Annotated in this window: 21 protein-coding genes; 8 read left to right on the top strand and 13 right to left on the bottom strand. The window is 70.8% G+C overall.

The window, feature by feature from the left end:
- The first annotated feature begins 96 nt into the window (after positions 1 to 96).
- The gene (locus tag HNR13_RS05720; RefSeq protein WP_179604866.1) at positions 97 to 1,620 is read left to right on the top strand and encodes an AAA family ATPase; all 1,524 of its coding nucleotides are present in this window, start codon (positions 97 to 99) and stop codon (positions 1,618 to 1,620) included.
- 3 nt (positions 1,621 to 1,623) lie between these two features.
- Here HNR13_RS05720 and HNR13_RS05715 read toward each other — a convergent pair whose 3' ends face one another.
- Positions 1,624 to 2,025 carry a VOC family protein gene (locus HNR13_RS05715; protein WP_179604865.1) on the bottom strand — a complete coding sequence of 134 codons (402 nt, stop codon included), beginning with the start codon at positions 2,023 to 2,025 and terminating at the stop codon, positions 1,624 to 1,626.
- A gap of 61 nt (positions 2,026 to 2,086) precedes the next feature.
- Here HNR13_RS05715 and HNR13_RS05710 point away from each other — a divergent pair, with 61 nt between their 5' ends.
- Entirely contained in the window at positions 2,087 to 2,587 is a 501-nt protein-coding gene (locus tag HNR13_RS05710; protein WP_179604864.1) for a MarR family winged helix-turn-helix transcriptional regulator, read from the top strand.
- On the opposite strand, the gene paaK is transcribed toward HNR13_RS05710, so the two are convergent.
- The 7 genes from paaK to HNR13_RS05675 form a co-directional block, all read right to left on the bottom strand.
- Positions 2,578 to 3,891 (bottom strand): phenylacetate--CoA ligase PaaK, encoded by a 1,314-nt coding sequence (paaK, locus tag HNR13_RS05705; protein WP_179609161.1) that lies wholly within the window; start codon positions 3,889 to 3,891, stop codon positions 2,578 to 2,580. The two genes, HNR13_RS05710 and paaK, sit on opposite strands and share 10 nt — an antisense overlap.
- 35 nt (positions 3,892 to 3,926) lie before the next feature.
- A complete protein-coding gene (paaI, locus tag HNR13_RS05700; RefSeq protein WP_179604863.1) occupies positions 3,927 to 4,352 on the bottom strand; it encodes a hydroxyphenylacetyl-CoA thioesterase PaaI in 426 nt (141 codons plus the stop codon).
- A 128-nt stretch (positions 4,353 to 4,480) separates the two neighbouring features.
- Positions 4,481 to 5,653: a family 1 glycosylhydrolase gene (locus tag HNR13_RS05695; protein WP_179604862.1), complete on the bottom strand. Its 1,173-nt coding sequence runs from the start codon at positions 5,651 to 5,653 to the stop codon at positions 4,481 to 4,483.
- A gap of 48 nt (positions 5,654 to 5,701) precedes the next feature.
- Positions 5,702 to 7,390, bottom strand: coding sequence for an ABC transporter ATP-binding protein (locus HNR13_RS05690; RefSeq protein WP_179604861.1), 1,689 nt, complete (start codon positions 7,388 to 7,390; stop codon positions 5,702 to 5,704).
- A complete protein-coding gene (locus tag HNR13_RS05685; protein ID WP_179604860.1) occupies positions 7,387 to 8,349 on the bottom strand; it encodes an ABC transporter permease in 963 nt (320 codons plus the stop codon). The genes HNR13_RS05690 and HNR13_RS05685 overlap by 4 nt, the downstream gene beginning before the upstream one ends.
- On the bottom strand, positions 8,346 to 9,326 hold the full coding sequence (locus HNR13_RS05680) for an ABC transporter permease subunit (RefSeq protein WP_179604859.1): 981 nt from the start codon (positions 9,324 to 9,326) through the stop codon (positions 8,346 to 8,348). The genes HNR13_RS05685 and HNR13_RS05680 overlap by 4 nt, the downstream gene beginning before the upstream one ends.
- A 73-nt stretch (positions 9,327 to 9,399) precedes the next feature.
- A complete protein-coding gene (locus HNR13_RS05675) occupies positions 9,400 to 11,061 on the bottom strand; it encodes an ABC transporter substrate-binding protein (protein ID WP_179604858.1) in 1,662 nt (553 codons plus the stop codon).
- A gap of 223 nt (positions 11,062 to 11,284) precedes the next feature.
- Between HNR13_RS05675 and HNR13_RS05670 the strand changes: the two genes are divergently transcribed.
- The 5 genes from HNR13_RS05670 to HNR13_RS05650 all read left to right on the top strand — a co-directional run bounded on the left by HNR13_RS05670 (position 11,285) and on the right by HNR13_RS05650 (position 16,570).
- Entirely contained in the window at positions 11,285 to 12,373 is a 1,089-nt protein-coding gene (locus HNR13_RS05670; protein ID WP_343063471.1) for a LacI family DNA-binding transcriptional regulator, read from the top strand.
- A gap of 206 nt (positions 12,374 to 12,579) precedes the next feature.
- The gene (locus HNR13_RS05665; protein ID WP_179609159.1) at positions 12,580 to 12,879 is read left to right on the top strand and encodes a helix-turn-helix domain-containing protein; all 300 of its coding nucleotides are present in this window, start codon (positions 12,580 to 12,582) and stop codon (positions 12,877 to 12,879) included.
- The gene (locus HNR13_RS05660) at positions 12,876 to 14,294 is read left to right on the top strand and encodes a type II toxin-antitoxin system HipA family toxin (RefSeq protein WP_179604856.1); all 1,419 of its coding nucleotides are present in this window, start codon (positions 12,876 to 12,878) and stop codon (positions 14,292 to 14,294) included. The genes HNR13_RS05665 and HNR13_RS05660 overlap by 4 nt, the downstream gene beginning before the upstream one ends.
- Before the next feature lie 76 nt (positions 14,295 to 14,370).
- The gene (locus HNR13_RS05655; protein WP_179604855.1) at positions 14,371 to 15,330 is read left to right on the top strand and encodes an alkaline phosphatase family protein; all 960 of its coding nucleotides are present in this window, start codon (positions 14,371 to 14,373) and stop codon (positions 15,328 to 15,330) included.
- A gap of 52 nt (positions 15,331 to 15,382) precedes the next feature.
- On the top strand, positions 15,383 to 16,570 hold the full coding sequence (locus HNR13_RS05650; protein WP_218881175.1) for an alkaline phosphatase family protein: 1,188 nt from the start codon (positions 15,383 to 15,385) through the stop codon (positions 16,568 to 16,570).
- Between the two features lie 23 nt (positions 16,571 to 16,593).
- On the opposite strand, the gene HNR13_RS21850 is transcribed toward HNR13_RS05650, so the two are convergent.
- Positions 16,594 to 17,328, bottom strand: a complete 735-nt coding sequence (locus HNR13_RS21850; RefSeq protein ID WP_218881174.1) for a GNAT family N-acetyltransferase — start codon at positions 17,326 to 17,328, stop codon at positions 16,594 to 16,596.
- Positions 17,329 to 17,417: 89 nt separating this feature from the next.
- On the opposite strand from HNR13_RS21850, the gene HNR13_RS05640 reads away from it, so the two are divergent.
- Positions 17,418 to 18,377, top strand: coding sequence for a diacylglycerol/lipid kinase family protein (locus HNR13_RS05640; protein ID WP_179604853.1), 960 nt, complete (start codon positions 17,418 to 17,420; stop codon positions 18,375 to 18,377).
- A 327-nt stretch (positions 18,378 to 18,704) separates the two neighbouring features.
- Here HNR13_RS05640 and HNR13_RS05635 read toward each other — a convergent pair whose 3' ends face one another.
- The 4 genes from HNR13_RS05635 to HNR13_RS05620 form a co-directional block, all read right to left on the bottom strand.
- Positions 18,705 to 19,514, bottom strand: a complete 810-nt coding sequence (locus tag HNR13_RS05635; RefSeq protein ID WP_246312951.1) for a phosphate ABC transporter ATP-binding protein — start codon at positions 19,512 to 19,514, stop codon at positions 18,705 to 18,707.
- A gap of 114 nt (positions 19,515 to 19,628) precedes the next feature.
- Entirely contained in the window at positions 19,629 to 20,669 is a 1,041-nt protein-coding gene (locus tag HNR13_RS05630) for a sortase (protein ID WP_343063470.1), read from the bottom strand.
- Positions 20,666 to 21,484, bottom strand: coding sequence for a hypothetical protein (locus HNR13_RS05625; RefSeq protein ID WP_179604851.1), 819 nt, complete (start codon positions 21,482 to 21,484; stop codon positions 20,666 to 20,668). The genes HNR13_RS05630 and HNR13_RS05625 overlap by 4 nt, the downstream gene beginning before the upstream one ends.
- The gene (locus tag HNR13_RS05620; RefSeq protein ID WP_179604850.1) at positions 21,471 to 22,628 is read right to left on the bottom strand and encodes a WxL protein peptidoglycan domain-containing protein; all 1,158 of its coding nucleotides are present in this window, start codon (positions 22,626 to 22,628) and stop codon (positions 21,471 to 21,473) included. The genes HNR13_RS05625 and HNR13_RS05620 overlap by 14 nt, the downstream gene beginning before the upstream one ends.
- Positions 22,629 to 22,640 lie beyond the last annotated feature (12 nt).

The following is a 22,640-nucleotide window of genomic DNA, read 5'->3' as shown; positions in this document are numbered from 1 at the left end:
GCAGTCCCCTGAGTGCGGGTGTACGGCTGCGGCGGACCGGTCTACCGTGCACCTTCGGTCTGCCGTTCTCTCGCTGCGGACCGCGGAAGGAGTCCCGTGGCCCTCAACCTGCCCCTGTCCCCGCACCTCAGCGTGCGCCTCGACCCCGACGCGACCGGCGAACTGCTGGTCGACGGATCGCCCGAGTGGTTCTCCGAGGCGACCACTGAGCGGTTGCGCGAGGTCGTCCTCGACCGCGTCGGCGAGATCGCCGCGCAGGCCGGGCACCCTGTGCAGTTGACGGTCTCCGACGAGGAGGGCGACTGGCTGCTGGTCGTGCACCCGGACGGCTCGATCGGCGACGAGGAGGAGCTCGCCGCACAGAGCATGGCCGAACCGGTGCCGTTCTCCGACGCGCGGGAGGGTGCGCGGCATCCCCGGCCTGCGACGTTCAACGACCTGGTCGGCTCGGTCGGGCGCGACCCGAAGCCGGGCGCCGCGCCGTTCACCGACCTGCTCGGCTCGCCCACCGCGACGACGCCGGTGCCGCTGCCGGCGGCGCAGCCCGAGTCGGCGGCGGCGGGCGAGCCGGCGGCGCGGCCCGAGCCGGCGGCGCAGCCCGAGCCGGCGGCGGAGGCGGCGCCACGCCCCACTCCGGCCAAGCCCGTGAGCACTTCCCCCGTCACCCCGCCCGAGCCGGTCGAGCTGGTGCCGCGGGCGCCCGAACGCACGTCGTTCCTGCACGTGGAGAAGCCGCGCCCCGACCTGGCGCGCTCCGGTTTCCGCGGCGCGCTCTCGCGTGCGGGCATCCCGATGTCGCCGTCCGCCGCGGAGCTGAAGGAGCGCGAGGAGCTCGAAGCCGTCAGCCGGCACTGGGCCGGCCCGCGCACCATCGCGATCGTGAACGGGAAGGGCGGCGCGAACAAGACGCCCACCACCGCGCTGCTGTCGGCGGTGTTCGCCCGCAACGGCGGCTCCGGGGTTCTCGCCTGGGACAACAACGAGACCCGTGGGACGCTCGGCTGGCGAACGGAGCAGGACGAGCACGACGCCACGCTGCAGTCGCTGCTCCCCGCCGCCGACCAACTGCTGTCGGCGGAGGCCCGCAGCGCCGACATCGGCCACTTCGTCCACCACCAGAACGCGGACAAGTACGACGTGTTGCGCTCCAACCCGACCATGCTGGCGACCCAGCAGCGCATCTCGAGCGCGGACTTCGACCGCCTCCACCAGGTGGCGACGAAGTTCTACCGCCTCGTGATCATCGACAGCGGCAACGACGAGTCGGCGGAGCGCTGGCTCCGCATGATCGACCACACCGACCAGCTCGTCATCGCGACGACAGCGCTGGGCGAGCACGCGGAGGCGGGAGCGCTGCTGCTGGAGGCGCTGATGCAGCGCGACGCCCAGTCGGCCCGGCTGGCGCGCGACGCGGTGGTGATCGTCTCCCAGTCGGAGCGCACCGGCCCCGAGTCGAACGTGAGCCGCGTCGCCAAGGGCTTCGAGCCGCTGGCGCGCCGCGCGGTGACCATCCCGTTCGACCCGGAGATGCACGGCGGCCGGCTCGCGTTCGACACGCTCGCGCCGCGCACGCGGCGGGCGTGGCTGCACGCGGCGGCGGCGGTGGCGGAGGGGCTGTAGGGGCTACCTCCCCCCGAACCGCGCCGCCGCCTCCGGCGTCACCGGGGTGAAGAAGTTGATCAACGTCCCGTCCGGGTCGCGGAACAGCATCGAGCGGTTGCCCCAGGGCAGCGTGGTCGGCTCCATCACCAGGCCGCCCGCGAGCTCCGCGATGCGGTCGCGGTCGGCGTCGACGTCGTCGACCAGGAACTCCAGCATCAGGCCCGCGTTCGAGCGCGGGGCGACCGAGGCGGCGGCGAAGCGGTCGGTGAGGGCGGTGGCGCTGATCGCGATCGTGCCGCGGCTCGTCACCAGCTCGGCGAACTGGTCGTTCGCCCACTGCGCCGTGATGCCGAGCGCCTGCTCGTAGAAGGCGACCAGTCCGGGGACGTCGTCGGTGGGGAAGCGGACGGATGCGAAGGTCATGAGCGGTCTCCCAACAGCTATGTCAGTCAGCTTATATAAGTTGACTGATACAGTGCAAGGCATGCCCGAGCAGAACATCCACGGTCCGCGCGACTTCGGCGACCGGCTGACCTATCTCGTCCGGCGCATCGACGGCGCGCTCGCCCAGCGCCTCGACCAGCGGCTGCGCGACTACGGACTCACGCCCGCGCAGCTCTCCGCCCTCGCGCAGCTCGACATCGAGCACCCCGGCACCCTCACCGGCGCGCAGCTCGCCGACCGTTCCGGCGTCACGGCGCAGTCCATGTCCGCGGCAATCGCGCGCCTGCTGGAGCGCGGCCTGGTCCACCGCACGCAGAGCACCGTGCACGGGAGGCGGCTGGACGTCTCGCTCACGCCGGCCGGAGCCGAGCTGCTCCGGACGGTCCAGCACGACACGCTCGACGCGGAGGCCGCCGTCGACTTCGGGCTGGACGACGCCGAGCTCGACCGGCTCAAGCAGACCCTGCGGCGGGTCGCCCGCGCGCTCGGCGTGTTCCTCCCCGCCGAGCAGGGAGACCCCGCGGCGCCGCCTCAGCGGTAGTCGTAGACCCGCTTGTACTTGCCCTCGCTGCGCGGCAGCTCCCCCGGCTCGGCGAGGGCGACGTCCACGCTGGTGCCGATGTGGACCTTGATTTTCTGACGCAGCACCTGCGCAGCGGCCTCGCACACCTCCCGGTCGAGCTCGGGGTGGCGCTCGATGCGGACCGTGAGGGCGTCCAGCCTGCCCTCCTTGCGGAGTTCGAGGACGAAGTGCGGCGTCAGTGTCTCGATGCCGAGCACCAGCTCCTCGATCTGGGCGGGGAACAGGTTGACGCCGCGCAGGATGATCATGTCGTCGTCGCGGCCCGTGATCTTCTCGATGCGGCGCAGCGCCGGGTACGCGCTGCCGGGCAGCAGCCGGGTGAGATCCCTGGTCCGGTAGCGGATGACCGGGAACGCCTCCTTGGTCAGCGACGTGAAGACCAGCTCGCCGGTCTCGCCGTCCGGGACCGGGTCCCCGGTCTCGTGGTCGATGATCTCCGGCAGGAAGTGGTCCTCCCAGACGTGCGGGCCGTCCTTCGTGACGACCGACTCGCTGGCCACGCCGGGGCCCATCACCTCGCTGAGCCCGTAGATGTCGACCGCGTCGAGGCCGAGGCGGCGCTCGATCTCGTGCCGCAGCTCGTTCGTCCAGGGCTCCGCTCCGAGGATCGCGACCTTCAGCGACGTCCCGCGCGGGTCGAGGCCCGCCTCCTCGATGGCGTCCGCGATGGTCAGCAGGTAGCTGGGCGTGCACATGATGGCGTCCGGCTCGAAGTCGTGGATGAGCTGGACCTGGCGCGCGGTCTGGCCGCCCGACATCGGGATGACGGTCGCGCCGAGCCGCTCGATGCCGGCGTGCGCGCCGAGGCCGCCCGTGAACAGGCCGTAGCCGTAGGCGTTGTGGACCTTCCAGCCGGCCGCGACGCCCGCCGCCTGCAGCGACCGCGCGACCAGCCCGGCCCAGCGGTCCAGGTCGCCCTGCGTGTAGCCGACGACGGTGGGTCGGCCGGTCGTCCCCGACGAGGCATGGATGCGGCGGACCCGCTCCATCGGGACGGCGAACATCCCGAACGGGTAGGTCGAGCGCAGGTCCTCCTTGGTGGTGAAGGGGAGGCGCACGACGTCCTCGAGCGAGCGGATCTCGTCCGGCCGGACTCCGGCGGCGTCGAATTTGGCGCGGTAGAGCGGCACGTTCTCGTAGGCGTGCCGCACCGTCCACTGCAGGCGCGCCAGCTGGAGGTCGCGCAGCTCGTCGCGCGTGACGGCGACGGGGTCGATCTCGGCGCGGTCGGGGGCAGCGGGTGCCGGTGTCGTCGTCGACATGGTGTCCTCCGTGGTCACGGCGTTGAGTGGCGGGGTCAGCCGGCGTTGCCGTCGTGGCCGGCGGCCGCCCGGTTGGTGGTGAGCGAGCGGCCGCGGAACTCCGCGACCACATCGCCGGTCTCGTCGGTCACGGTGACGTCGTAGACGCCGTTGCGGCCGACCACGGTGCGCCGCACAGCGCGCGCGGTGAGCGTCTGGCCGGCGCGGGTCGACTTCAGGAAGGTGATGTCGGCGCCGGCGGCGACCGTCACCCGCTCGTCCTCGTTGCAGGCGATCGCGAAGGCGGTGTCGGCGAGCGCGAACACCAGGCCGCCGTGCGTGATGGCGAAGCCGTTGGTCATGTCGTCGCGGACCGTCATGCTGACGACGGACTCGCCCGGCTCATCCCGCTCGACGACCATGCCGAGCGCCGCCGACGCGCGGTCGCGGGCCATCATCGGCCGGAGTGACCCTGAGCTCATGTGCGCACCACCCGCGGAACCTCCTCGTTCCTTACCGATCGATCGTTCAGTAAATAGTGGCATCGAGGGTGGCCGGACGCAACAGCGGGCGGGTGATTTCACCCGCCCGCTGGATCAGGAGCCGCCGCTCACAACCCGTTCTGCCGCGCGATCGCGCCCAGCCGGCCGAGCGACGGCTTGGGGGTGCGCTCGAACGTCTCCAGGTCCACCCCGATGAGCCCGAACGTCGGCCGGTACCCGCTGGCCCACTCGTAGTTGTCGAGGGCGCTCCAGTGCAGGTAGCCACGCACGTCCACTCCGTCCGCGATGGTGTCGTGGATGGCGCGCAGCGACGCCTCGGTGTAGTCGATGCGGCGGCTGTCGTCCGCGGTCGCGATGCCGTTCTCGGTGACCAGGATCGGGGTGTGCCCGCTCTTCTCCCACGCCGAGCGGATGCCGTCGGCGGCGGCCTGCGGGAAGTACTCCCAGCCGGTCAGCGTCGTCTCGGCGTCCTCCGCGACCGGGCGCGGCCCCTCCGGGCCGATGAACGTTCGCGTGTAGGCCTGGACGCCGACGAAGTCGTCGCCCGCGGACTCCTCCAGGTACCAGTCGTCGCGCGGGTAGCCGTACTCGTGCAGCTTCTCCGCGGCGCCGGGCTCGTCGGTCGGGATGAAGTCCTGCGTGGCGATGGTCCAGCCGCTCTGCAGGCCGGGCACCGACGACAGCACCTCGCGGGACCGCCGGTGCGACGCCAGCAGCGCGTCGGCGACCTGGAGGTCCGGGTTCGGCAGGCCGTAGGCGACCAGGTTCTCCGCCTTCTCGCCGCCCGCCAGCATCGCCGCGATGTTCGGCTCGTTGATCGTGCACACGTAGCGCACGCCGTCCTGGAGGATCGGCAGCACGGTCTCGGTGTAGCGCGCGAACAGGTCGGGGGCCTCCGGGTTGCGCCAGAAGCCGGCCTGGTCCATCCAGCGCGGCACGGTGAAGTGCATCAGGGTGACGACCGGCTCCAGGCCGACGTCGAGGCAGGCGTCGATCATCCGCCGGTAGTGGTCGAGGTTCGCGCGCGAGACGAAACCGCGCTCCGGCTCGATGCGCGCCCACTCCACCGAGAAGCGGTAGCTGTTCAGGCCGGCGTCGGCGAGCAGGCGGAGGTCCTCCGGGTAGCGGTTGTAGTGGTCGGCGGCGTCGCCGCTCGGCTCGACGATCGGCGTCCCCGGCGCGTGCTCCATGACCCACCAGTTGCTGTTGACGTTGTTGCCCTCCACTTGGTGGGCGGCGGTCGCGGCGCCCCACAGGAAGCCGTCAGGGAAGGTGAGCACAGAGTTCTCCTTGGTGTGGTGGATCGGGAGTCGGGAAGGGAAGTGGGGTCAGCCGCGCGACGGGGTCGGCACGGCGTCGAGCAGCCGCACCGTGTAATCGTCCTGCGGGCGCTGCAGCACCTCGGCGGTGTCGCCGCGCTCGACCACGACGCCCTTGTCGAGCACCATGATCCGGTCGGTGACGAGCCGCGCGCTGAGCAGGTCGTGGGTGATGTAGAGCATGCTCACCCCGCGGGTGCGGCGCAGCTCCTCCAGCAGGGCGAGCACGCCGGCTCGCAGCGACATGTCGAGCATCGAGACCGGCTCGTCGGCGATGATCACCTGCGGATCGCTGGCGAGCGCGCGGGCGATGACGACGCGCTGGCGCTGGCCGCCGGAGAGCTGGTGCGGCAGCCGGGTGGCGAACTTCTCGACCGGCGTGAGGCCGACCGTCTCGAGCAGCTCCAGCACGCGCCTCCGGGCGGCGCTCCCGCGCAGGCCGGTGAAGTTCTCGACCGGCCTGGTCAGGATGTACTCCACCGTGTGCAGCGGGTTGAGCGCCGCGTACGGGTCCTGGAACACCATCTGCACCTCCGAGTGCAGCTGCTTCAGCGCGCGTCGGCCGCGGAGGGTGTCGATGCGGACGTCGCCGAACGCGATCGTGCCGGAGGTGGGCCGCTCCACGCCGGTGATCATCTTGGCGATGGTGGACTTGCCGCTGCCGCTCGCGCCGACGAGCGCCATCGACATCCCGGGCTCCAGGGTGAAGGAGACATCGTCGACGGCGCGCGTCGCGCTGCCCCTGCGGCCCTTCGGGTAGACCTTCACGAGGTCGGAGACGACGATCGGCTCGCGGGCGCCGATCCGCTGCCGGGCGGCGTTCCCGGTCGCCCGGGCGCCCGAGACCGCCCCGGTGACCGGCGCGGGCCGGGCGGCGCCGTCCCGGCGCTCCAGCCCGGGCACGGTCACCTCGGCGGCCCGCGGGTCGCCGTAGTGGCTCAGCAGCATCTGCGTGTACGGATGCTCCGGCGCGTTCAGGATGCGGTCGCTGGGGGCGTCCTCCACGATCACGCCGTCGTGCATGACGAGCACGCGCTGGGTCGCTTCCAGCACCACGCCGAGGTCGTGGCTGATCAGGATCGCGGTGAAGTTCTCCGATGCCTGGAGCTGGCGGATGGTGTTCATCACGGCGTGCTGCACGAGCACGTCCAGCGCCGTGGTCGGCTCGTCGAACACCATCAGCCGCGGCTCGAGCGCAAGCGCGAGCGCGATGGACACGCGCTGGCGCATCCCACCGGACAGCTCGCCCGGGTAGCGGGAGAGCGTGGACGCTGGCAGCTCGACCTTCGCGATCAGCTCCTCGGCCCGGGCGGCGCGCGCCCGCGGCGGCACATGGCCGTGCGCGGCGAAGATGTCGAGGAAGTGGTTGCGGATGGTCCGCACGGGGTTCAGCGCGTTCATCCCCGACTGCAGCACCATCGCGAAGCCGCCCCGGCGCTGGGTGCGCACCTCCTCCGTGGAGAGCGCGGCGATGTCGGTGCCGTCGAACAGGATGCGGCCGCCCGCGATGCGCGCCGGCGGCTTCGACAGCCGGGTGAGCGCGTAGCCGAGCGTGGACTTCCCCGACCCGGACTCGCCGACCAGGCCGACGAACTCGCCCTGGCCGAGCTCGAACCCGACGTGCTTGACCGCCTCGAACGCGCGGCCCTTGCCCTCGTCGTAGACGACGGACAGGTCTTCGACCTTCAGCAGGCTCATCGTGCGGCCTTCCTCTCGCGCAGGCGCGGGTTGCTGAGCCCGTCGACCCCGAAGTTGATGAATGTCATGGAGACGGCGAACAGCGCGATCATGAAGCCGGGCGCGAACAGCTGCACCCACTGGCCGGTGAGCAGCACGTTGCTGTTCTGGGCCCAGAAGAGCATGGTCCCCCAGCTCACCGTGTTGGGGTCGCCGAGGCCGAGGAACTCCAGGCCGGCCTCCGCGAGGATGGCCGCGGTCGCCGCGCCGAAGAAGCTCGCCACGATCAGCGAGGTCATGTTCGGCAGGATCTCCCGGAACACGATCCGGCTCGGGCTCTCGCCGCTGAACTTCGCCGCCGTGACGAAGTCGCGGGAGCGCAGGGTCTGCGTCTGCGAGCGCAGCACGCGGGCGCCCCACGCCCAGCCCGTCACCACGACGACCAGCACGATCACGGCGATGCCGCCGTTGTGCAGGTACGCGGCGATCACGATCATGAGCGGCAGCGACGGGATGACCAGGAACAGGTTGACGACGAAGCCGACGCCCTCCCCCCAGAACGCGCGGACGTAGCCCCAGCTGAGGCCGACGAGGATCGCGACGAGCGTGCTCAGCAGACCGGCGATGAGCGCGACCGAGACGGACACGCGCGCGCCCCAGATCAGCTGGGAGAGCACGTCCTGGCCGACGCCGGTGGTGCCGAGCAGGTGCGCGGCACTGCCGTCCTGGCTGTGCGGGAACGACGTGTCGTGCGGGTCGTAGGGCGCGATCAGCGGCGCGAAGATCGCCATCAGGATGAAGAGCAGGAGCAGGACGACGCCGAAACGCGCCTTGGGCTCCGACCAGATGGTGCCGACCGCGCGGCCGAGGACGCGGAACGGGTTCCACGGTCTCTGCTCGCTCGCGGAGGCGGCTGCGACCTCCGTCGCACGGACGGACGTCGTGCTGGGTGGCTGGGTGAGCTGGTCTTCGTGCGTCATCGTCTGGTCCTCGGGTCGAGCACGCCGTACAGGATGTCCACGAGGAAGTTCGCGATCAGGACGCTCACCGTGATGATGAGGAACAGCGCCTGCATCAGCGGGTAGTCCTGGTTGGTCACCGCGTGGAAGAGGAGGAGGCCGACGCCCGGGTAGGCGAACACGGTCTCCACCAGGAGCGAGCCGCCGACCACCCCGCCGAGCACCATGCCGAACGAGGTGAACTGCGGCAGCAGCGCGTTGCGGGCCGCGTAGCGCAGCGCGACGGTGCGCGTGCGCAGGCCGTTGGCCTCCGCGAAGGTCACGTAGTCCTCGCCGAGGGTGTTCACCATCGTGTTGCGCATCCCGATGATCCAGCCGCCGAATGCGGTCAGCAGGATCGTCAGGCCGGGCAGGATGCCGTGGTACAGCGCGTCGGTGAAGAACTCCCAGCTCCAGTGCGGCGTCGCGGTCTGCGAGTAGGCGCCGCTGGTGGGGAACCAGCCCGCGACGTAGCCGAGGAAGAACAGCAGGAGCAGCGCGATCCAGAAGTACGGGAACGCCGAGAGGAACTGGCCGCCCACCGTCGGGATGGTGTCGAGCGCCGTGCCGCGCTTCCAGGCCGCGAGCACGCCGAGCAGCGTGCCGAGCACGAAGGCGAGGACCGTGACGGTCCCGACGAGCACGAGCGTCCACGGCAGCGCCGCGCCGATCAGGCTCGACACCGACTGCGGGAAGTAGCTGAACGACGGCCCGAAGTCGAAGTGGACGACCTGATTCAGGTACGTCACGTACTGGTCCCAGAGGCTGCCGGTCGGCACACCGAGCTGGGCCTCGATCGAGGCGCGCATCGCCGGAGAGACCGGGCCGTTCTGGCTGAGCTTGGCGATCGCCGCGTCCGCGGGCGAGCCCGGCATCAGCCGCGGCAGGATGAAGTTGACCGTGACGGCCGCCCAGAGGGTGAGGACGAAGAGTCCCAGCTTTCCGAGCAGATAGCGCACGACGACCTCCTTTCGGTGTTCGTGGCAGGCGGGATCGGGCCGGCCGCGGGCGTCGCCGCGGCCGGCCGCGCGATCACTTCGCCTTCGTGAGGTGGGTGAGGATCAGCAGCGAGTTCTCGGTCCAGGTGGCCGGCGTCGCGTACGGGTCGCTCGCGCTCGGCCAGCCGGTGAAGCTCTTGTCGCTGAACAGGCCCCACAGGCCGCCGTAGAACATGCTGATCACGGGCACCTTGCTGTACATGACCTCCTGGAGCTGGTCGATGTACTTCTTCTGGTCGCTCGTGGAGGTGGCCGACCGCAGCTGCTGCAGCAGGGAGTCCGCCTGCGGGTCGCTGAACCGCTCGAAGTTGCCGGAGGCGGAGGTGCCGACCGGCTTGACGAACTCGCTGCTCATCAGGGTGTTGAAGTCCTGGTAGACGCTGCCCGCGCCGCCGAACGCGCCCATCAGCAGCTCGAAGTCGCCGTTGTTCTGCGCCTGCGTGTAGGCGGCGGGCTGCGGCTGGTCGATCGTGATCGCGATCCCGAGCGACTGCAGCTGCGATTGGACGGCCTGGACCCCGCGCAGCCAGTCGGCGTAGCCGTTCGGCGTGGTGATCGTGAGCTGGAGCTGCTGGCCGGCGGCGTTGACGAGCTTGCCGCCCTGCTGGGTGTAGCCGGCCTTGGCGAACGACGCGAGCGCCTTCTGGGTGTCCTGCGCGATCATGCCCTGGTTCGGCAGCGAGGTGTTCAGCCAGGACTGCGCGTTCGGGAGGAGCAGCCCGTTCTGGCCCGCGGCCTTCACGTAGCCCTCCTCGGCGTCCTGGGCGATCTTGTCGCGGTCCAGCGCGTAGCTGAGGCCCATGCGGAATTCCAGGTTGTTGAACGGCGCCTTGGTCAGGTTGGGGATCAGCGAGATGGTGCCGCCGGGCGGGAACCAGTATTTGTTGTGCTGCTTGTTCGCGCCGACCCAGGTCTTGTCCACGTTGTCGATGAACGAGTAGGCCCAGTCGTAGCCGTTCTTGACCAGCTGGAGGCCGGTGTTGGAGGCCGGGAGCACCAGCTTCTCCGCCGCCACCTTGTCGGCCTGCCAGTATTTGGTGTTCTTCACCATCGTGTACTGGTTCGGGGCGAAGCTGCCGACCGTGTACGGGCCGGTGGCCACCGGGTTGTCGTTGGTCCAGGTCACCGGGTCCTTCACGGACTTCCAGACGTGCTCCGGGACGATGATCTGCTGGTCGATGATGCTCGCGGCGGGGACGTTCGCTCCCTTGAGGTGGAAGGTCACGGTGTCGCCGGACGAGCTGATCGTGTCGATGTTCTGCCACTGCCCGAGCGTGTCGAGGGCCGGGGTCTTCTTGATGAGATCGAAGGTGTAGACCACGTCGGCGGGCGTGAAGGCCTGGCCGTCCGACCAGTTCACACCCTTGCGGATCGTGTACTCGATCGTCTTCGGGTCGATGACCTTGTCGCCCGTCGCGAGGAACGGCGTGGCCTTGCCGTCGATGGAGTTCACCACCTGCAGCGGCTCGTACATGTAGTGCGCGCCGGTGCGCGTGTTCGGCGAGAACGGGTTGAAGTTGCGCACGAACGTCGGGTTCCCGCCGTCGGCGCCGAAGAGGAGGGAACCGCTGGCGGCGCCCGAGTTGTTGTTGCTCGACCCGGAGGTCTGGAGGCTGCACGCGCTCATCGCCAGCAGTGACGCGGCGGCTGCGACAGCGACGAGTGAACGCCGGAGGCGCGTTCTGGACTTGTTCATCGCGGTGTGGTCCCTTCAGTCGACGATGACTTGGTGCCGGCCCGGTGGCGGCGGGGCCGCGCCGTCCGGCGAGAGCGAGCCGGGCGGGAGGCCGCGACCCACTGTAAGCGCATACGAAACGTCTTTCAACCCCACCCCCGAAACATCGTTCCACGTGTCAGAATGTGAACCGGACCACCAATTCGCAGAAGAACTCGGGGGAAACGTGGCGAGAAAACCCACGGTGTATGATGTCGCCGCGCACGCGGGAGTCTCGATCGCTACGGTCTCCCGCGTCCTCACCCGACCGGACGATGTACGCGCTTCCACCCAGGAGCGGGTGCTCCAGGCCGTGCGCGAGCTGCGCTACGTGCCGAGCGGCAGCGCCCGCGGCCTCGCCGCCCGCCGCACCGGCGTGCTCGGCCTGTTCCTGCCGGGCGTGGACGCGGTGGAGGACCTGAGCGACGCCGAGGTCGGCGAGCAGCGCCCGGTCGAGGTGCGCCGCGACCCCGCGAAGCCCGATCAGCGGCCCGGGGCGAACCTGTACTTCGAGGAGGTGCTCCGCGGCTGCGAGCTCGAGGCGTGGCGGCAGGGCTTCTCGCTGATGATCTGCGTCGGGCGCGGCCGTTCCCCCGAAAGCCTGGAGATCACGCTGAGCGATCTCGCAGGCAAAGTCGACGGCCTGGCCGTGATCGCGCAGAGTGCGCCCCACGACGTCCTGCGCCGGATCGGCGACAGCATCCCGGTGGTCTACCTCGCCGGCCAGCGCCGCGACGACGACTTCGACCACATCACCGTGCGCAACCGGGAGGGCATGCGCGCGCTCACCGAGCACCTCATCGACGACCACGGCGTCCGCGACCCGATGTACCTGACCGGCCCGTTCGACTCGCCGGACGACGCGGAGCGCTACGGCGGCTTCGCGGAGGCGCTGGAGGGCCGCGGGATCAACCCGACCGCGCTGCCCGTGCTGCACGGCGAGTTCTCCCGGGAGCGCGCCCGCGCCGTCGCGGAGGACCTGATCGCCGGCGGCCGGCTCCCCCGCGCGCTGGTCTGCGCGAACGACCAGATGGCGCTCGGCGTGCTCGACGCGCTCCGGCCGGCCGGCATCCGGGTGCCGGAGGACATCATCGTGACCGGCTTCGACGGCATCGATGAGGGCGCGCGGTCGACGCCGCGGCTGACGACGGTGATGCAGCCGATGCTGGAGCTCGGCCGGGCGGCCGTGCGGGCGATGGTCGCCCGGGTGACCGACCCCGACCTGGAGCCGGTCAGCACGGAGCTGCCGGTGACGGTGCTGCTCCGGGAGAGCTGCGAGGGGCCGCTGGGCTGAGGGGCGTCCGCCGAACCCGCCGGTCTGTTTCGCCGGCGCGTGGCGCAGTGTGCTGCGAGGGGCTACAGAGAGTCCTCCACATCCGAATGGATTACGACGAGGAGAACGCCAGGGACGGAAGCCGGGGGAAGAAACAATTCTGCTATCTAGAAGTAGCAATTGGTGGCATTATTGCTATCTGTAGATAGCAGCCAAGGAGTCTCGTGATGGTGCAGCGTCGATCAGTGCAGCAGGAGCGGATGCTTCGAGAGTTCGGCGCGCATATCAGGAGATGGAGAAGCGTCAACGGACTTTCCGCAACCGCGCTCGCAGAACGTGCCTTCATCACCCGGGCGACGCTCGCCAGCATCGAAAGGGGTACGGGCAGCGCCCAACTCGACTCCGTCTTCGCTGTTCTCTCCGCTCTGGGAATCCTCGAATCCGTCGTAGCCTCCGCAGACCCGTACCGTAGCGAAGCGGCACGACCACGAATCGACGCCATCATCCAGAGCGGCGGAACCATATGACCGACATCGTCAGCGCCGCCGAGGTGTATCTCGACGAGAACGGTGCCGGCCCGACCCGAGTGGGCCTCTTGCGGCCGAGTTTCATGGGAGGGCGCACGCTCGCCGCATCGTCGTTCGAGTACGACCCCGCGTATCTGGGGAAGATCGGCGCCTATGAACTGTCCCCCGATCTCCCCCTCACCCCCGGACGCACCTACACACCTGAGAACACGGTGCTGTTCGGCGCCTTCGCTGACGCCGCCCCAGACGAATGGGGGCAGAAGATCGTCCAAGCAAACCACGCGCTCAGACTGAAGGAAGACCCGAGCCTCCCCCGTCGAGTCGGCGACTTCGACTACCTCCTCGGTGTCTCCGACTTCTCCCGCATGGGCGCTCTCCGATTCAAAGCAGAGAACAGCCGCCACTGGCTGTCCGAAGACACCGGCGTTGCAAACATCCACGAGTTGGGGAAGATCCTTCGCGTTGCCCGCAGGTACGAAGACCATGAAGCGACCGACGAAGACGTCGAATACCTGGCAGGCATCGCAACCTCCCCCGGCGGGGCACGACCGAAAGCAAACGTCCTTCTTCCAGACGGGTCGCTCGCGTTGGCGAAACTTCCGCATTCCAAAGACGCGGACGTCGACACGGAGGCATGGGAAGCAGTCGCGTTGACGATCGCACGACGAATCGGCACGCCGACACCCGAGTTCACGGTGCAACCCGCCGGTGAAGGCCGGTCCGTCCTCATCGTCAAACGGTTCGACCGCGACGGCGAGACCGTTCGACGCGGTTACATGTCCGCAGCGACCGCCCTCCGGATCGGGAAGCACGACACGGGGTCACGGCTCACCTACGAAGAGTTCGCCGACGTTCTCGCAGCCACCAGCGCAAACCCGGAAGCAGACCTCCACGACATGTTCAGGCGGATCGCGCTTACCGTCTTCATCAACAACGTCGACGACCACTGGGGCAACCACGGGTTCCTCCGCCAAGCAAACGGTTGGCGGCTCGCACCGATCTTCGACATCAACCCGCACCGGCACGGCGGCATCATCGCCTCCCGCCCGATCAGCGACAACGACGACCCTCGCGACCGCGACATCCGCAACCTCATCGACATCGCCGACACATTCAACCTCACCAGGTTCGAAGCGATCGACATCGCCATGCGAATATCCGGACACGTGGCCTTGTGGCCGCAGATAGCAGACCTTCACGGGATCCCGAAAGCGCAGCAGCAGGCGATGGCATCCGCGTTCGACGACACGCAACGGCAACGGATCGAAGAGCTCGCAGCCACAATCGACCCGGACTGGCTCCCACGCGCGAACCTCCGAGCCGCTCCGCACCGTGACGGGATGGAGTGGGTGCCGCCATCGCTCCGCGAAGGAAAGCCTGTAACCGGATACTGGCGAAAAGCCCGGAAACGGTAGAGCCCGGTCAGCCGGCCTGAGCGGCGTCCCCGAACCCGCCGGTCCGTTTCACCGCCGCCCGGCGTACGGTACTGCCATGACGGGGAGGGCACTGACCGCGGCGATCGCCGCCGCGCTCGCGCTCGTCCTCGCCGGCTGCGCACCGGGCGCCTCGCCCGCCGTCACCAGCCCGCCCGCGCCGGTGCCGGCTCCGACGCGCGCGCCGTCGACCCTCCCGCCCGCGCCGTCGACAGGGCCGCAGGCCACCGCGCTGCAGCACATCGTCGTCATCGTCGACGAGAACAAGCCGGCCGGGTCGGTCATCGGCGACCCGCAGGCCCCCTACCTGACCTCGCTCGCCCGGGCCGGCGCGCTCGCCACCGCGTACTCGGCGATCACGCACCCCAGCCTCCCGAACTACCTGGCCCTGACCAGCGGCGGCACGGCCGGGATCACGACGGACTGCAACCCGCCCGGCGGGTCGTGCCTGGCCACCGGACCCAACCTCGCCGAGGAGCTGGACCGCGCGGGCCGGTCCTGGCGGATGTACTCCGAGAGCATGCCGGCGCCGTGCGCCACCGGGAACACCAGCCTGTACGCCGTCAAGCACAACCCATTCCTGTACTTCCCGAGCGTCACGTCGTCGCGGGCGTACTGCGACGCCCACGACGTCCCGTACTCCCGGTTCGCGTCGGATCTGGCCTCGGCCGCGACCCTGCCGGACTTCTCGTTCATCAGCCCGAACCTGTGCGACGACATGCACGACTGCTCCGTCGCGGACGGCGACGCGTGGCTGAAGGCGAACGTCCCGGCGATCCTCGCCTCCCCGGCCTTCAAGGCGCAGCGCTCGCTGCTCGTGGTGACGTTCGACGAGGGCGACTCCGGCGACAATGTCGTCGCGTGCGTGTTCGCGGGCCCGGCCGCCCGGGCGCACAGCGTCTCGGCGACGCCGTTCACGCACTACTCGCTGCTGCGCACGATCGAGGAGGTCTGGGGACTCGCGCCGCTGACCGGGCAGGACGCCGCGGCGACGGCGATGACGGCGATGCTTCGGTGAATTCCCGGCGCTGCCTCTGGCGCGTCGGCCGCCCGCGTGCTTGCGTGGGGGCATGGCAGCCGTGAAGCGCGTGATCGTCTTCATCCAGGAGAACAAGACAACCGACTTCTACTTCCCCTCCCTCGCGGAGTGGGGCGCGCAGGTCGCGAACCACGGAGCGTTGCGCACCTCAGCGCCCGACTTCGACCAGCCGCACGACCGGAACGCCTGGGTGCACTGGGCGATGGGCGACTATCCGGCCGAGCCGATGCAGCTCGACAACGACCAGGTCATCCCCTATTACAGCTGGCTCGCCAAGACGTTCGTGTTCAGCGACCACCACTTCGGCTCCGGCTCCAACTCGACCCCCGGCCACATGCTCGCCGTGGGCGGGCAGATGCCGACCCTCAAGAACCCGCCGTTCGTGGGGACCCACCCGGTGTGGGATCTCCCCTCGATCTTCAGCGTCGCCCAGAAGGCGGGCGTGAGCTGGGGCGCGTTCCCCGACCAGGACGGCTACCCGGTCAAGTTCTACACGACCACCTCCACGGCGCCGGGCACGGACCAGGTCCACCCGCCGTCGCAGTTCATCCCGATGGCCAAGGGCGGGACGCTGCCGGACGTCTGCTACGTCTGGTCGCCGGCCGGCTACGACGAGCACCCGCCTGCGGTCCCGGCCCCGGACTATGTGACGAAGGGCCAGGGGCTGGTCTGGCAGCGCGTCCAGGCGGTGATCGACGGCGGCGGCTGGGACGAGACGGTCTTCATCCTCACCTGGGACGACTGGGGAGGCTATGCCGACTCGGTGCCGACGCCCGCGATCGAGACCGTGCCGGACGCCCTGCACCCGGACGGGTTCCAGGTCATCGGCGGCTCGCGCATCCCGCTGCTGATGTTCGGCGGCGCGGTGACGCAGGCGATCGACCCGGAGTGGCACTCGCACGCCTCCATCCCCAAGACGGTCTGCGACCTGCTCGGGCTCGGCACGTTCGGGGTGCCGCGCGTGGACGACGCGCCCTCGCTCGCGCACCTCGTCCAACCCGGCCTCGGCCGGCCGGTGCCGCCCGCTCCCGGGAGCGCGATCACGCAGCCGACACCGCCCAGCCCGCGGCCGGCTCCGGTGCCGCCGAAGCCGTGGCCCGGGCCGCTCGGGCAGCCGCTCCCGGCGCTGGTCACTCTGGACGGCAGCACCGTCCCCGCGCCGATCGACGGCAAGGTGAACCCGAAGCCGCCGAAGGCGCCGGTCGCGCCGCCCGCGTAGCGAACGGTGGCGACGGAGTCACGTCACGAATCGTGCGAATGCAGGAGCGTTTCGCGCGATTCGGCGCGCGTGTGCGACGCGACGCGGCAGACCAGGATGCTCAGCTGCTTCCGCCGGGTGAACCCAAGCCGCTCGTAGACCGCGATCGCCCGCTCGTTCACCGTCTCGACGTGGAGGAACGGCCTCTCGCCGCGGTCGAGGATGCCGCGCATGACCGCCAGCATCACCTGGACCGCGAAGCCACGGCCCCGCCACTCCGGGTCGGAGCAGACCGCGCTGACCTCGCACCAGCCGTCGGGGCGCATCCGCTGGCCTGCCATGGCGGCGAGGCGGTCGCCGACGCGCACGCCGTGGTAGCCGCCGAAGTCGATCGTGCGCGGGAAGAACGGGCCCGGCCGGGTGCGCTCGACCAGGTCGAGCGCGTCGGCCACATCGGCCTCCCCCAACGGGACCAGGCGTGCGTCGTCGCCGAGCACGGGCGCGGCCGGGAGGGCGGCGCCCTCGAACACGTACTGGTAGCAGTCGTAGCCGGCGACGGCCTCCCAGCCCTCCGGCGCCGCGTCGGCGAACACGCCCAGCGTCTCACCCGGGGCGACGAGTGACGCCAGCCGACTCCAGTCGGTGTCGCTGCCGTGGTCCGCGACGGACGCGAACGGCGACATGTCCGCAGGGTAGCGGCGGGCCCGGTCGTCGCCGACCGCGAAGGCGGCGTGCGGGCCGGTGAGGGCGTTCCAGGCGGGGTCGTCGAGCGCGTGCACGGCTCCAGCCTCGCACACGCCGGCCCGCGGAGGCGTACTGTCTGGGTCAGCGTCGCGCCGCCCGAGCACGACGCGCGAGAGGGAGACGGATGAGCAGGGCCGCGATCGTGGTCAACCCGGTGAAGACCGACCCGGACCGGCTGCGGAAGGCCCTCGCGGCCGCCGAGCAGCGGCACGGCTGGGAGGAGACCCTCTGGCTGGAGACCACGGCGGAGGACCCGGGGACCGGCCAGACCCGCCAGGCGCTCGAGCAGGGCGTCGACATCGTCATCGCCGCGGGCGGCGACGGCACCGTGCGCACGGTGGCCGAGGAGCTGCGCGGCTCCGACACCCCGCTCGCCCTGCTGCCCTCCGGCACCGGCAACCTGCTCGCGCGCAACCTGTCGCTGACCCTGGACGACGTCGAGCACGCGCTCGACACCGCGTTCGACGGCGCGGACCGGGCGATCGACGTCGGCGTGGCTGAGCTGCGCGACGGCCGGGACGGCACCGAGCGCCGCGCCTTCCTGGTCATGGCGGGCCTCGGGATCGACGCCAAGATGATCGCGGCGACGGACGACGACCTGAAGGCCAAGGCCGGCTGGGTCGCCTACGTGCACGCGATCGGCAAAGTGCTGCGCGACAAGAACGAGCTGCGGCTGCGCTACCAGCTCGACGGCGGCCGGACGCACACCCTGCACGCGCACACCGTCATGATCGGCAACTGCGGTTCGCTGCAGGCCGACATCCTGCTGCTGCCGGACGCGGCGGTGGACGACGGGATCCTCGACATCGTGGTGCTGCGCCCCGAGGACGTGCTGGGCTGGCTGAGGATCGCCGTCAAGATCTTCTGGGAGAACGGCGTCCTCCGCCGCACCAGCGTGGGCCGCCGCCTGATGCGCGACGACCACGAAGTGCACGCGATGAACTACCTCAAAGGCACGGAGATCGTCCTGACCTCCAACCGTCCGGAGCAGGTCGAGCTCGACGGCGACCTCTTCGGGGAGGTGAGCTCGATGCGCGTCCGGGTCGACCCCGGCGCGCTGCGGGTGCGGGTGCCGCGCGAGTGAGCCATACCCCGGTGACGGACGCCGGGGACGGACGTATGCTGATGGTTCCCCGTAGCTACGGGTATGGGGAAAACACGCCAGAGCCCGGCCGAGCGATCGGTCGGGCTCTGGTGCGCCGGGTCGGCGGAAATCCGCTGTTGCCAAGCGGGGATTTCCGATGCATCATGCAGCCGAAGGCACACCCTCCCGGTACAGCGTCCCGGTACAGCGTCCCGAGCAGACGAGCCTGTCCTGCGTTCGCGCGCGGCCGCCGGATTCCCGCTGTTACGGGGGTTTCCGCGGACGCACCGGGGTCGCGCGCGAGCCCTCCTGCCGACGCGAGGCGGGTCAGCCGAAGCGGCCGTTGACGTAGTCGAAGGTCCGGCTGTCGAGCGGGTCGGAGAACATCGCGTCGGTGTCGCCGTGCTCCACGATCGCGCCGGGCTTGCCGTGCGAGGCGAGGAAGAAGGCGCACTGGGTGGAGACGCGCTGGGCCTGCTGCATGTTGTGCGTGACGATCACGATCGTGATGTCCTGCACCAACTCCAGCATGGTCTCCTCGATCACGCGGGTGGAGGTCGGGTCCAGCGCCGAGCAGGGCTCGTCCATCAGCAGCACGCGCGGCCGCACGGCGAGCGAGCGGGCGATGCAGAGGCGCTGCTGCTGGCCGCCGGAGAGGCCGCCGCCCGGCGCGCGGAGCCGGTCGCGCACCTCCTTCCACAGCCCGGCCTTGGCGAGGCAGGTCTCCACGAGCTCGTCCTTCTCGTCGCGCGTGGCGCGCGTGCCGGTGAGCTTGAGCCCGGAGACCACGTTGTCGTAGATCGACATGGCCGGGAACGGGTTCGGCTTCTGGAAGACCATCCCGATGCTCTTGCGCGCGTCGACGAGCCGGCGCTTCGGGTCGTAGATGTCGGCGCCGTCGAGCAGCACCTCGCCGGCCAGGCTGGCCGACGGGATGAGCTCGTGCATGCGGTTGAGGATCCGCAGGAACGTCGACTTGCCGCACCCGGACGGGCCGATGAGGGCCGTGACGGCGCCGGCAGGCATGTTCAGGCTCACCCGGTCGAGGACCTGGTGGTCGCCGAACCAGGCGGAGATGGCGCGGGCGTCGAGGGTCGCGAGCGCGGACGGCTGCCGGTCGAGCACCATGGTGGGCATGACCTGGGTCAGGTCGTCCGGCGCGCCGCCGGCGAGGGGGGATTCGAGGGACATGGCGCCCTTTCCGCGAGGATCGCGTGGTTCAGAGGAGACGTGTGTCAGAGGAGATGTGCTTCAGAGGAGATTGGGGAGGAGACGGGAGATCTGGTCGGCGGCGATGACGCCGCCGGCGAGCAGGACGGGCGCGAAGACGATCCACGTCTTCCTCAGCCCGAACCGGCTGAGCGACCGGACCGCGAGGATCTCCGCGACGACGATGGCCTGCAGGGCGAAGACCAGCAGCCACACCGTGGACGGGTCGCCGGCGAGCTCCCGGTCGGCCAGCGGCAGGCTGAGCGGGGCGGTGGCCCGCGCGCCGGCCGGCTTCGGCGTGCTGACGAGCTGCGCGTCCACCCGGACGACACCCGCCGGCACGTACGGCACCCCGCGCGCGGTCACCAGGGTCAGCCGGCCCTGCGAGCCCTGCAGGGCGGGGAGGGTCGGGTCGCCGGCGTACCGCACGCCGATCACCGTGTAGGTGCTCTTGCCCTGGCCGGTGATCGCGGTGATGGTGGCGCCGGGCAGCAGCTCCTGGATGCGGGAGAACGGGCCGCCGTAGGCGGCGGCGCGGCCGAGCACCACGCTCTGGCCGGCCTGGCCCGGGAGGACGGTGTCCCTGCGGTGCCCCGGACCGTTCATGGTCACGCCGGACGACGATCCCTCCAGCACGACCTCGTCGACGCCGATCGACGGGATGGTCAGCCGCGCGACGGGCGAGCCGTCGGCCAGGATGACGCCGTTCACGTCGCCCTCGCCGACCGGGGCCGTCGCGTCGGAGAGCTCCTGCCGGAACTCGTTGAGCGCGATCTGCTGGCCGACCAGGTGGTGGATGTGGCTGAGCACCAGGACGTTCGCCGCGACGCCGAGGAGCGCCACCGCCAGCAGCGCGACGATGCCGCGGACGAGCTGCTCGCGCGGCGACAGCACCAGGGGCGGGCGCGGCGGCGCCGGCGGCCGGCGCGGCGGCTTCGGCGGGCGCGGCGGCGGAGTCGCCCCTGCCGGGCGCCGGCGCGGCGGCCGCGGTCCGCGGACCGGGCCGGAGGGGCGCCGCGGGCGCACGGGCAGCTTCTCGGTCACCGTCCCGGCCGGCGACCCGCCGTCGATCGTCGTGCTCACGTCCGGGTCACCGCACGGAGGAGGAAGGCGAACAGGGACGGCTTGGCGACGGCCGCGATCGCGACGCCGGCCACCGAGAGGACGACGCCGGTGTTGAGCCACGGGAAGGCGAAGATCGTCACCTCGCGGGTCAGCGGCGTGAGCGCGACGCCGTCGACGGTCGCCGGCGGCGTGTAGGCGGCGTGGGCGGTCAGCACCGTCCACTGGCCGACCTTGGGCAGCGCGAGCGAGACGACGACCGTCTTCCCTGGCGCGATCGCGCCGACGGCGAACGTGCCGGAGTCGCTGACGGTGTTGCCGACCGGGCCGGTCAGCCAGAACCGGTTGGTCGAGGTGATGGTGGATTTGGACCCGTTGTGGATGCTGAACCAGACCAACACGGAGCCGGCGCCCGGGTCGAGCGACGGACGGTACTGCGCGTGCAGGCCGCTGAGGTTGAGCGGCCCGATGTTCTGCGGGGCGTCGCCCTTCGTGTTGCCGCCGTTCTGGCCCGAGCCGGCGGAGCCGCCCTGGCCGCCCTGGCCGCCCTGGTTGCCCTGGTCCCCCTGGCCACCTTGGTTGCCCTGGTCCCCTTGGTTGCCCTGGCCGCCCTGATCCCCCTGGCCGCCCTGGTCACCGCCGGTCGGCGCCGGCGTGGCCGTGTCGGTCGAACCCGGCACGTCGACGCTGATGCCGATGCCGCCGGATCCCCCGCTGCCTCCGTTGTCGGCGAGCGCCGGCGCCGTCCCGGCCAGCAGGAGGCCGCCGACCCCGAGGGCGAGCGCCGCCCAGAAGCCGCTGATCCGCGCGAGCTGGCGGCGGTTACGCGCGCTCATTCGCCCTCGTCGCGTCGGTCCCGGCCGGCTGCGCGGCGACGGACGTCGCGTCCTCGGTCGCGTCGGCGGCGTCGTCGGCCGTCGTGCCCGACTCCGCCTTGCGCTTCGCCTCGGCCTCGGTGTACTCGATCCACGCGGCCGCGCGCTTGGCGTCGCTGCGGCGGCGGTAGCGGCGGAACACGACGTACCCGCCGATGAGCAGCAGGAGCACGAGGATCCACCAGGGGATCGCGGCGATCGGCGTCGCGCGCGAGACGGCGTGCAGCGGTCCCGGGTTCATCGCGTCCTTCTCGACGTACGGCTGGAGGTCCACGTGCGCGTTCAGGTAGCCGACCTGCGGCACGCCGGGCACGTCGATCGTGATGGAGCGCGTGCTGCCCGGCAGCATCTCCGGGACGTCCTTGCGCAGCTGGCCGACCGGGATGCCGAACACGGCGTCCGCGCCGGCGACCAGGTGGCCGCTCAGGGCGACGTTGCCGTTGTTGGTCACGGTGAAGCTGATCGTGGTCGACCCGGCGAATGGGTTGAGCGTGGGGTTGTACACCGCGTGCATGCTGGAGACCGTGAGCTGGGGCTGCAGCTTGCCCGGGACGCGCACGTACAGGCGCGTCGCGACCCGGCGGTCGACGAGGATGCGGCCGGAGCCCTTCTGGCTGGAGATGACGATGCCGCCCGCGTGGTCACCGGGGCCCGCGTTGGCCGGGGTCGTCACGGTGAACGGCACCTGCTTGGTCTCGCCGGGGGCGAGCGACAGGTGCTCGGCGGTGTCGGCGCCGTTGAAGAGCACCCAGGTGCCGACCGCGGTCGGCTTGATCTTCGTGTCGAGCAGCGCGTACTGGCCGTCGTCGGTGTTGAAGGCGTCGGTCGCGAACAGGGTCACGTCCTGCTGCGTCGTTCCGGTGTTGCGGACGACGTACACGTCGTCCAGCCGCTGACCCGGGGCCATCTGGTAGCTGAGGTGCGTGCGGTCGTCGTCGGGGCCGCCGGAGATGCCGTCGGTGCCGGCGGCCGCGCCGTCGGCGTGGACGGCGGCGAGGGCGGGCTGGGCGAGCAGCGCGAGGCCGAGCACACCGGCCAGGACGCCCGCGAGGAGGGGGCGCCGGACTCGCGGCGCCCGGCGGGGGATCGGGTGGATTTCGGGCACGACTCATTGAGC

The organism is Leifsonia shinshuensis (assembly GCF_013410375.1).
Taxonomy (GTDB): domain Bacteria; phylum Actinomycetota; class Actinomycetes; order Actinomycetales; family Microbacteriaceae; genus Leifsonia; species Leifsonia shinshuensis.
This window is presented reverse-complemented; position numbering and strand designations above follow the sequence as displayed.

What these genes read in the sequence shown, in the direction of transcription:
- HNR13_RS05715 (WP_179604865.1), bottom strand. Translation starts at nt 2,025, where the DNA reads ATGACCTTCGCATCCGTCCGCTTCCCCACCGACGACGTCCCCGGACTG.
- HNR13_RS05710 (WP_179604864.1), top strand. Translation starts at nt 2,087, where the DNA reads ATGCCCGAGCAGAACATCCACGGTCCGCGCGACTTCGGCGACCGGCTG.
- paaK (WP_179609161.1), bottom strand. Translation starts at nt 3,891, where the DNA reads ATGTCGACGACGACACCGGCACCCGCTGCCCCCGACCGCGCCGAGATC.
- paaI (WP_179604863.1), bottom strand. Translation starts at nt 4,352, where the DNA reads ATGAGCTCAGGGTCACTCCGGCCGATGATGGCCCGCGACCGCGCGTCG.
- HNR13_RS05690 (WP_179604861.1), bottom strand. Translation starts at nt 7,390, where the DNA reads ATGAGCCTGCTGAAGGTCGAAGACCTGTCCGTCGTCTACGACGAGGGC.
- HNR13_RS05685 (WP_179604860.1), bottom strand. Translation starts at nt 8,349, where the DNA reads ATGACGCACGAAGACCAGCTCACCCAGCCACCCAGCACGACGTCCGTC.
- HNR13_RS05675 (WP_179604858.1), bottom strand. Translation starts at nt 11,061, where the DNA reads ATGAACAAGTCCAGAACGCGCCTCCGGCGTTCACTCGTCGCTGTCGCA.
- HNR13_RS05665 (WP_179609159.1), top strand. Translation starts at nt 12,580, where the DNA reads ATGGTGCAGCGTCGATCAGTGCAGCAGGAGCGGATGCTTCGAGAGTTC.
- HNR13_RS05660 (WP_179604856.1), top strand. Translation starts at nt 12,876, where the DNA reads ATGACCGACATCGTCAGCGCCGCCGAGGTGTATCTCGACGAGAACGGT.
- HNR13_RS05655 (WP_179604855.1), top strand. Translation starts at nt 14,371, where the DNA reads ATGACGGGGAGGGCACTGACCGCGGCGATCGCCGCCGCGCTCGCGCTC.
- HNR13_RS05650 (WP_218881175.1), top strand. Translation starts at nt 15,383, where the DNA reads ATGGCAGCCGTGAAGCGCGTGATCGTCTTCATCCAGGAGAACAAGACA.
- HNR13_RS05640 (WP_179604853.1), top strand. Translation starts at nt 17,418, where the DNA reads ATGAGCAGGGCCGCGATCGTGGTCAACCCGGTGAAGACCGACCCGGAC.
- HNR13_RS05635 (WP_246312951.1), bottom strand. Translation starts at nt 19,514, where the DNA reads ATGCCCACCATGGTGCTCGACCGGCAGCCGTCCGCGCTCGCGACCCTC.
- HNR13_RS05625 (WP_179604851.1), bottom strand. Translation starts at nt 21,484, where the DNA reads ATGAGCGCGCGTAACCGCCGCCAGCTCGCGCGGATCAGCGGCTTCTGG.